This window comes from Brevundimonas sp. CURTG3B2_SDJG, assembly GCF_057364705.1.
The window spans coordinates 1-7,717 of sequence record NZ_JBNFOJ010000140.1 but is presented as its reverse complement, the minus strand read 5'-3'; the positions used below and the strand labels follow the sequence as shown (position 1 = coordinate 7,717).

10 protein-coding genes and 1 pseudogene are annotated in these 7,717 nt (G+C 67.2%); 2 read left to right on the top strand and 9 right to left on the bottom strand.

Annotation, left to right across the window (positions count from 1 at the left end; all coding sequences use genetic code 11):
* Positions 1–117: 117 nt before the first annotated feature.
* The 9 genes and pseudogenes from nuoF to AC2W7C_RS10635 all read right to left on the bottom strand — a co-directional run bounded on the left by nuoF (position 118) and on the right by AC2W7C_RS10635 (position 5,876).
* A complete protein-coding gene (gene nuoF / locus AC2W7C_RS10675) occupies positions 118–1,431 on the bottom strand; it encodes an NADH-quinone oxidoreductase subunit NuoF (protein ID WP_486001427.1) in 1,314 nt (437 codons plus the stop codon).
* Between the two features lie 2 nt (positions 1,432–1,433).
* On the bottom strand, positions 1,434–1,664 hold the full coding sequence (locus AC2W7C_RS10670; protein WP_486001426.1) for a hypothetical protein: 231 nt from the start codon (positions 1,662–1,664) through the stop codon (positions 1,434–1,436).
* Positions 1,664–1,933, bottom strand: coding sequence for a hypothetical protein (locus AC2W7C_RS10665; protein ID WP_486001425.1), 270 nt, complete (start codon positions 1,931–1,933; stop codon positions 1,664–1,666). The genes AC2W7C_RS10670 and AC2W7C_RS10665 overlap by 1 nt, the downstream gene beginning before the upstream one ends.
* Positions 1,930–2,591, bottom strand: a pseudogene (gene nuoE, locus AC2W7C_RS10660) (NADH-quinone oxidoreductase subunit NuoE). Before nuoE ends, AC2W7C_RS10665 begins: the two are co-directional and overlap by 4 nt.
* Positions 2,588–3,862, bottom strand: a complete 1,275-nt coding sequence (locus AC2W7C_RS10655; RefSeq protein ID WP_486001424.1) for an NADH-quinone oxidoreductase subunit D — start codon at positions 3,860–3,862, stop codon at positions 2,588–2,590. Before AC2W7C_RS10655 ends, nuoE begins: the two are co-directional and overlap by 4 nt.
* Positions 3,855–4,256, bottom strand: a complete 402-nt coding sequence (locus AC2W7C_RS10650; protein WP_486001423.1) for a hypothetical protein — start codon at positions 4,254–4,256, stop codon at positions 3,855–3,857. Before AC2W7C_RS10650 ends, AC2W7C_RS10655 begins: the two co-directional genes overlap by 8 nt.
* On the bottom strand, positions 4,253–4,882 hold the full coding sequence (locus AC2W7C_RS10645) for an NADH-quinone oxidoreductase subunit C (protein ID WP_486001422.1): 630 nt from the start codon (positions 4,880–4,882) through the stop codon (positions 4,253–4,255). Before AC2W7C_RS10645 ends, AC2W7C_RS10650 begins: the two co-directional genes overlap by 4 nt.
* The gene (locus AC2W7C_RS10640; protein ID WP_486001421.1) at positions 4,879–5,529 is read right to left on the bottom strand and encodes a NuoB/complex I 20 kDa subunit family protein; all 651 of its coding nucleotides are present in this window, start codon (positions 5,527–5,529) and stop codon (positions 4,879–4,881) included. The genes AC2W7C_RS10645 and AC2W7C_RS10640 overlap by 4 nt, the downstream gene beginning before the upstream one ends.
* Positions 5,499–5,876: an NADH-quinone oxidoreductase subunit A gene (locus AC2W7C_RS10635; RefSeq protein WP_486001420.1), complete on the bottom strand. Its 378-nt coding sequence runs from the start codon at positions 5,874–5,876 to the stop codon at positions 5,499–5,501. The genes AC2W7C_RS10640 and AC2W7C_RS10635 overlap by 31 nt, the downstream gene beginning before the upstream one ends.
* Before the next feature lie 212 nt (positions 5,877–6,088).
* Between AC2W7C_RS10635 and AC2W7C_RS10630 the strand changes: the two genes are divergently transcribed.
* Positions 6,089–6,844, top strand: coding sequence for an AbgT family transporter (locus AC2W7C_RS10630; protein WP_486001419.1), 756 nt, complete (start codon positions 6,089–6,091; stop codon positions 6,842–6,844).
* On the top strand, positions 6,790–7,717 hold a 928-nt coding region (locus AC2W7C_RS10625; protein WP_486001418.1), incomplete at its 3' end, for an AbgT family transporter. The genes AC2W7C_RS10630 and AC2W7C_RS10625, both read left to right, overlap by 55 nt.

The following is a 7,717-nucleotide window of genomic DNA, read 5'->3' as shown; positions in this document are numbered from 1 at the left end:
CTGGGCGGCCGTCGCCGGGGGCGGCTTCGGGCGCCTCGGGAGCCTGCGGGGCCTGGTTGCAGGCCGCCAGGATCAGGGCCGCGGCGGCTGACAGCATCAGTCTCATCGTCGGCTCCTCTACTCGGCTGCGATGGCGTGGCCGGCGAAGTTCGCGCGGCGGCTGCGATAGTCGGCGATGCGGTCCTCGATCTCGTGCCGGAAGTGCCGGATCAGGCCCTGCACCGGCCAGGCGGCGGCGTCGCCGAGCGCGCAGATCGTATGGCCCTCGACTTGGCCGGCCACGTCCAGCAGCAGGTCGATCTCGGACGGGTCCGCCTCGCCGACCGCCATCCGCTCCAGCACGCGCCACATCCAGCCGGTGCCCTCGCGGCACGGCGTGCACTGGCCGCAGCTCTCGTGCTTGTAGAAATAGCTGATCCGGGCGATCGCCTTCACTAGGTCGGTCGACTGGTCCATCACGATCACCGCCGCCGTGCCCAGGCCCGAGCGCATCTCGCGCAGGCTGTCGAAGTCCATCAGCGCCGTCTCGGACATCTCGCGCGTGATCAGCGGCACGGACGAGCCGCCCGGGATCACGGCCTTCAGATTGTCCCAGCCGCCGCGCACGCCGCCGCAGTGCTCTTCCAGCAGCTGCTTCAGCGGGATGGACATCGCCTCTTCGACATTGCACGGGCGGTTCACGTGGCCTGAGATCGTCATCAGCTTGGTGCCGGTGTTGTTCGGACGGCCGAAGCCGGCGAACCAGTCCGCGCCGCGGCGCAGGATGGTCCCCACCACCGCGATCGACTCGACGTTGTTCACCGTGGTCGGGCAGCCGTACAGGCCCGCGCCGGCCGGGAACGGCGGCTTCAGCCGCGGCTGGCCCTTCTTGCCCTCGAGCGACTCCAGCAGAGCCGTCTCCTCGCCGCAGATATAGGCCCCGGCGCCGTGGTGGATGTAGACGTCGAAGTCCCAGCCGTGGACGTTGTTCTTGCCGATCAGCTTCGCTTCGTAGGCCTGCTTGACCGCGGCCTCCATGCGCTCGCGCTCCAGCACGTATTCGCCGCGCAGGTAGATGTAGCAGGCGTGCGCCTGCATCGCGAAGCTGGCGATCAGGCAGCCTTCGATCAGCAGCTGCGGATCGTGGCGCATGATCTCCCGGTCCTTGGCGGTGCCAGGTTCGGATTCGTCGGCGTTGACCACCAGGTAGTGCGGGCGATCCTTCACCTCCTTGGGCATGAAGGACCACTTCAGCCCGGTCGAGAAGCCGGCGCCGCCCCGGCCGCGCAGGCCCGAGTTCTTGACGTTGGCGATGATCCAGTCGCGGCCCAGGTCCAGCATGTCCTTGGTCGCGTTCCACGCGCCGCGCGACTTCGCCCCGTCCAGCGTCCAGTCATGGAGGCCGTACAGGTTGGTGAAGATGCGATCCTTGTCTTCCAGGATTCCGACCATGGTCAGTTCAGATCTCCGCGCCGGCTTTCGGCCTGGCTGAGTTTGTTCCGTCCGAAGACGATGAAGCCCACGCCCACCAGCGCCATCACGGCGCCGGCGATCGCCATGATCCCCATGCCGGGCCCCAACAGGCCGGTGAAAGCCGCCACGATCAGCGCGCCGCCGATCACGATGTCGCTGACCCCGGCGATGACGAAGATCCGCCCGTTCACCGTTCTCTCCGGTTTCGCCATCACAGGCCCTCCCGCAGGCGGCGACGGTGGTGGCGGTTGCGCAGGAAGGTCGCCGCCAGGAACGCCGCCCAGCCGGCGGCCACCATGCCGTAAGCGACCATCAGGGCGGTCTCGTCGGCGGGCACGGCGTCGTACCGGCTGGCGATCACATAGGCCGCGCCCAAAAGGATCAGCACCAGGCCGCCCAGGCGGTAGGGCCGCCCGACCGCCCTCCACTCCTTGCGGTAGGCCGCGCGGCCTTCCTCGGTGTCCAGGTCCGGCAGGCTCATGCCGGCACCGGATCGCTGTTGGGCAGCTTCCTGATCGGCTTGGCGGCCGAGCCGTCGTACAGCTTCGGATCCGTCAGGGTCAGCGCCCCGCCTTCCGGCTCCGAGCTCTTGCGCCCGACGTAGCTGCCGGCCTTCGGCTTTTTGCCGGCGGCGAAGTCGTCGATGATCCGGCCGATCGTCTCGGGCGTCAGGTCCTCGAAATAGTAGTCGTTGATCTGGGCCATCGGCGCGTTGGCGCAAGCGCCCAGGCACTCGACCTCCTGCCAGGTGAAGCGGCCGTCGGCGGACAGCGTGTCCTTCGGCCCGATCTTCTTCTTGCAGACGTCCATCAGCTCGCGCGCGCCGCGCAGCATGCACGGCGTCGTGCCGCAGACCTGGATAAGCGCAGCGGTTCCAACAGGTTCGAGCTGGAACATGGTGTAGAAGGTCGCGACCTCCAGCACCCGGATGTAGGGCATGCCCAGCAGTTCGCCGATGGCGCGGATGGCGGGTTCGGACACCCAGCCCTCCTGCTTCTGGACCAGCCACAGGATCGGGATCACCGCCGACTGACGACGGTTCTCGGGATATTTGGCGATCCACCAGTCGCACTTGGCCTTGGTCGCCTTGGAGAAGGCGAACGAGGCGGCTGGTCCTTGGCGAGACGACGAACGCTCATCGGTCCACTTCTCCGAAAACGATGTCGAGCGAGCCCAGGATGGCCGAGACGTCCGCCAGCATGTGGCCGCGGTTCATCCAGTCCATGGCCTGCAGCGAGCGGAAGCCGGGGGCCGAGATCTTGACCCGGTACGGCCGGTTGGTGCCGTCCGACACCAGATAGATGCCGAACTCGCCCTTGGGCGCCTCGACCGCGGCGTAGACCTCGCCTTCCGGCGTGCGGAAGCCTTCGGTGTACAGCTTGAAGTGATGGATCAGGGCTTCCATCGAACGCTTCATCTCGGCGCGGCGCGGCGGGACGATCTTGTTGTCCTCGACCATCACCGGCTCGCCGGGGCAGTTGCGCAGCTTGTGGATGCACTGCTCCATGATCCGCACCGACTGCTTCATCTCCTCGATGCGGCACAGGTAGCGGTCCCAGCAGTCGCCGTTCTTGCCGACGGCGATGTCGAACTCCAGGTCGGCGTAGCACTCGTAGGGCTGCGCCTTGCGCAGGTCCCACGGGATGTCCGAGCCGCGCAGCAGCACCCCGGTGAAGCCCCAGTCCAGCGCCTGCTGCTTGGAGACCACGCCGATGTCGACGTTGCGCTGCTTGAAGATCCGGTTCTCGGTGACCAGGCTCTCGATGTCCTTCAGCGCCGCCGGGAACTCGTGGCACCAGCGGCCGATGTCGTCGATCAGGGCGCTGGGCAGGTCCTGGTGGACGCCGCCGGGGCGGAAGTAGTTGGCGTGCAGGCGCGCGCCGCAGGCGCGCTCGTAGAACACCATCAGCTTCTCGCGCTCCTCGAAGCCCCAGAGCGGCGGGGTCAGGGCCCCGACGTCCATCGCCTGGGTGGTCACGTTCAGCAGGTGCGACAGGATCCGGCCGATCTCCGAGTACAGCACCCGGATCAGCTGGGCCCGGTATGGGACCTCGATCCCCAGCAGCTTCTCGATGGCCAGGCAGAAGGCGTGCTCCTGGTTCATCGGCGCCACGTAGTCGAGGCGGTCCAGGTAGGGCACGTTCTGCAGATAGGTCCGCGCCTCCATCAGTTTTTCGGTGCCGCGGTGCAGCAGGCCGATGTGCGGATCGACGCGGGTGACCAGCTCGCCGTCCAGCTCCAGCACCAGGCGCAGCACGCCGTGCGCGGCCGGGTGCTGCGGGCCGAAGTTGATGGTGAACTTGCGATCGTCGAGCGCGCGCGCGTGCTCGGTCCGGCCGTCGTGGGGCTCGTCGAAGACGTCGGTGGCGCCGATCGGAGCCGAGCCGTCCTTGGTGGCGAGGTCAGTCATTGGCGGCTTCACCCTGAAGCTGAGCTCTGGTTTCCGGTGAAGCGAAGCGCGCCAGATAGCGTGCCTGCACCGTCTGAGAGGCGCACTCCATGGCGTTTAGAGTGGCCTGGGCGCTGACTAGCCCCATTCCGACGCGTCTCGCTTCGGCGTCATCAAGCGCGCGGCGAGCCCGGTCGATGGCCGGCTGATGCAGCGAGACGTCGGAATTCACGCCGACCATGACCCGGCGCCAGCCCCTGACGCCTTCATCGACGGCGTTCGCCTCGCCCGGAGCGGCGCCGGGGTACTCCAGCGCGGCGATGCATAGGGCCGCACCTGCCAGATGGTCCGACGCCGCGGCTTGTGAGGACGCGCCCGTCGCGAGAACAGCGGCGGCCAAAGCGGAGCCGATCATGCCTTGCTCCCAGCCTTCTCGTCGCCCGGCAGGACGGCGGTCGGATACTCCGCGCCTTCCCACGGCGACAGGAAGTCGAAGTTGCGGAACTCCTGGGTCAGCTTGACGGGTTCGTAGACCACCCGCTTCTGCTCCTCGTCGTACCGGACCTCGACGTAGCCGGTCATCGGGAAGTCCTTGCGCAGCGGATGTCCCTGGAAGCCGTAGTCGGTCAGCAGCCGGCGCAGGTCCGGGTGGCCCGAGAACAGCATGCCGTACATGTCGAACGCCTCACGCTCGAACCAGTCGGCGCAGGGGAAGACCCCGACCGCGCTCGGCACGGGCTTGACCTCGTCCGTCGCCACCTTGACGCGGATACGGGCGTTCCGGGTCAGCGACAGCAGGTGATAGACCACCTCGAACCGCTCCTCGCGGTCCGGGAAATCCACCCCGCACACGTCCAGCAGCTGCTGGAAGCCGAAGCGCTCCTTCAGCACCGTCAGCACCTCGACGATCCGCTCGCGCTCGGCGACCAGCGTCAGTTCGCCGTACGCGACGTGAGCCTGCACGCCCAATTCGGCCACCATCTCGGCGCCCAGCGGCGTAAGCGCCGTCTCGAGCGCCTGTTGCTTCACCAGAGAGGTCATCGGTCGATGGTCCCCGTGCGGCGGATCTTTTTCTGCAGCTGCAGCAGGCCGTACAGCAGCGCCTCGGCCGTCGGCGGGCACCCCGGAACGTAGGCATCGACAGGCACCACGCGGTCGCAACCGCGAACAACACTGTAACTATAGTGATAATACCCGCCGCCGTTGGCGCACGAACCCATCGAAAGCACGTAACGGGGGTCCGGCATCTGATCGTATACTTTACGAAGCGCCGGGGCCATCTTGTTGGTCAGGGTGCCGGCCACGATCATCAGGTCCGACTGACGCGGGCTGGCGCGGGGCGCCATGCCGAAGCGCTCCATGTCGAAGCGCGGCATCGAGGCCTGCATCATCTCCACGGCGCAACAGGCCAGACCGAAGGTCATCCACATCAGCGAGCCGGTGCGCGCCCAGTTGATCACGTCGTCCAGCGAGGTCGTGATGAAGCCGCGCTCGCCCAGCTCGGCGTTCACCTGCTCGAAGAACTTGTCGTGGACGGCCGGGTCGTAGCCCTGGACCATCGAACGCGCGCCCGCTCCAGCGGGCAGGATCAGGCCCGGCTTTGCCGGCGAGGCGCCCGAGTTGCCCCGGCCGATCAGCGGCGTTTCATTGGTGGTCGTCACTCCCATTCGAGCGCGCCCTTCTTCCATTCGTAGATGAAGCCGACGGTCAGCACGCCCAGGAAGATCATCATCGACCAGAAGGCGAAGATCATGCCGCCCTTGGACAGGTCGAACATCGACACCGCCCAGGGGAACAGGAAGGCTACTTCCAGGTCGAAGATGATGAACAGGATCGACACCAGATAGAACCGGACGTCGAACTTCATCCGCGCGTCGTCGAAGGCGTTGAAGCCGCACTCGTAGGCCGACAGCTTCTCGGAATCGGGGTTCTTGGGCGCCAGCACCCAGGCCGCGATCATGAAGCCGAGACCAAGCACCGCCGCGATCCCCAGGAAGACCACGATCGGCAGATATTCGAGAAGGAATGCATTCATCCGGAAGGACCTCGTCCGCCACAGAGGGAGGGGCGGATTCGGCGCTTTCTAGACCGGGAGCCGCACGGGTTCAAACCCATGCGGCGAAAGGTTTTTCTTGCGAACGGTTCGCAGTTTTCCGGACAGCTTGTCGCAGGTCCGGACGGTTGCCTGACCGCCCCCCTTCCCTTCCCATAAAGGCTCTTGAACCCAGCCTTTTCCCGGAGTGACGCATGGCCGTCGGATCCCGCGTCCTCAACACCATCGAGCGGATCGGCAACCGCCTGCCCGATCCGGTCTTCCTGTTCCTGTGGCTGATCGGCGCCCTGGTGGTGCTCAGCCTGGTCGGCGCCGGCCTGGGCTGGTCCGCGGTCAATCCGGTCACCGGCGACATGCTCAGGGCCGAAAGCCTGCTGTCGCCCAAGAACCTGGAGCAGCTGATCATCGGCATGCCCAAGACGCTGACCGAGTTCCCGCCGCTGGGGATCGTGGTCACCATCATCTACGGCGCCTCGATCGCCGAGCGCTCCGGCCTGTTCATCGGCGCCATTCGCGCGGCCCTGACCCGGGCGCCGAGCTTCATGCTGACCCCGGTCATCGCCATCACCGGCATGGTCTCGCACCACGCCTCGGATTCGGCCTACGTCGTCGTCATTCCCCTGGCGGCCGTCATGTTCGCCGCCGCCGGCCGCCATCCTCTGGCCGGCCTGGCCGCAGGCTTCGCGGCCGTCTCGGGCGGCTACGCCGGCAATCTGGTGCCGGGCGCCCAGGACGCCCTGCTGCTCGGCATCACCGAGCCGGCCGCCCACCTGATCGACCCCTCCTATTCGGTGAACATCGCCGGCAACTGGTTCTTCATCGTCGGCGTCGTGGCCGTGTTCACCCCGATCATCTGGTTCCTGACCGACCGGGTGATCGAGCCCCGTCTGGGCAAATGGACTCCCGCCGCGACGTCGCCGCTCCCGCCACGGAAGAAAAGAAGGAGCTGACCCCTAGCGAGCGGAAGGGCCTGGCCTACGCCGGCCTGGCCGTGCTCGGCATGATCGCGCTCTGGGCTGTCATCACCTGGCTGCCGGGGTCGCCCTTCATCGACACGGACGCCGAGCCGGCCCAGCGGATGAACCCGCTCTACAAGTCGCTGGCCGCCTTCTTCGCCATCACCTTCTTTGTCTCCGGCGCGGCCTTCGGCGTGGGCGCCGGCACGGTCACGAGCCACCGCGACCTGGTGCGCATGATGCGCGAGGGCCTGGTCCAGTTGGCGCCCTACCTGGTTCTCGTCTTCTTCGCCGCCCACTTCGTGGCCATGTTCAACTGGTCGGGCCTCGGCCCGATCCTGGCCATCAACGCCGCTGAGGCGCTGCAGCAGATCAGACTCCCCGCCCCGCTCCTGCTGATCAGCGTGGTGCTGGTCTCCTGCTTCTTCGACCTGTTCGTCGGCTCGGCCTCGGCCAAGTGGTCGGCGCTCGCTCCCATCGTCGTGCCGATGTTCATGCTCCTGGGCATCAGCCCCGAGATGACCACCGCCGCCTACCGGATGGGGGATTCGGTCACCAACATCGCCACGCCTCTGATGAGCTATTTCCCGCTGATCCTGACCTTCGCCCAGAGGTGGGATCCGCGCTTCGGCCTGGGCTCCCTGATGTCCACCATGCTGCCCTACGCCGGATCGTTCCTGGTGGCGGGCCTGTCGATGGTGGCCCTGTGGGTGGCGCTGGACCTGCCGCTGGGACCGGGCGTAGGCGTCCACTATTGCCGGCCCCGCCGCCCGCCACCGGCCGCCCAGCCTTCCCCCTCGAGGGCGGAATCGCCGGTCCCTCCGCCCCGCCCCGAACCGGCCGCCGTTCACGGGCCCCGAACGCCCG

What these genes read in the sequence shown, in the direction of transcription:
- AC2W7C_RS10635 (WP_486001420.1), bottom strand. Translation starts at nt 5,876, where the DNA reads ATGAATGCATTCCTTCTCGAATATCTGCCGATCGTGGTCTTCCTGGGG.
- AC2W7C_RS10670 (WP_486001426.1), bottom strand. Translation starts at nt 1,664, where the DNA reads ATGGCGAAACCGGAGAGAACGGTGAACGGGCGGATCTTCGTCATCGCC.
- AC2W7C_RS10645 (WP_486001422.1), bottom strand. Translation starts at nt 4,882, where the DNA reads ATGACCTCTCTGGTGAAGCAACAGGCGCTCGAGACGGCGCTTACGCCG.
- AC2W7C_RS10630 (WP_486001419.1), top strand. Translation starts at nt 6,089, where the DNA reads ATGGCCGTCGGATCCCGCGTCCTCAACACCATCGAGCGGATCGGCAAC.
- AC2W7C_RS10640 (WP_486001421.1), bottom strand. Translation starts at nt 5,529, where the DNA reads ATGGAAGAAGGGCGCGCTCGAATGGGAGTGACGACCACCAATGAAACG.
- AC2W7C_RS10665 (WP_486001425.1), bottom strand. Translation starts at nt 1,933, where the DNA reads ATGAGCCTGCCGGACCTGGACACCGAGGAAGGCCGCGCGGCCTACCGC.
- AC2W7C_RS10655 (WP_486001424.1), bottom strand. Translation starts at nt 3,862, where the DNA reads ATGACTGACCTCGCCACCAAGGACGGCTCGGCTCCGATCGGCGCCACC.
- AC2W7C_RS10650 (WP_486001423.1), bottom strand. Translation starts at nt 4,256, where the DNA reads ATGATCGGCTCCGCTTTGGCCGCCGCTGTTCTCGCGACGGGCGCGTCC.
- nuoF (WP_486001427.1), bottom strand. Translation starts at nt 1,431, where the DNA reads ATGGTCGGAATCCTGGAAGACAAGGATCGCATCTTCACCAACCTGTAC.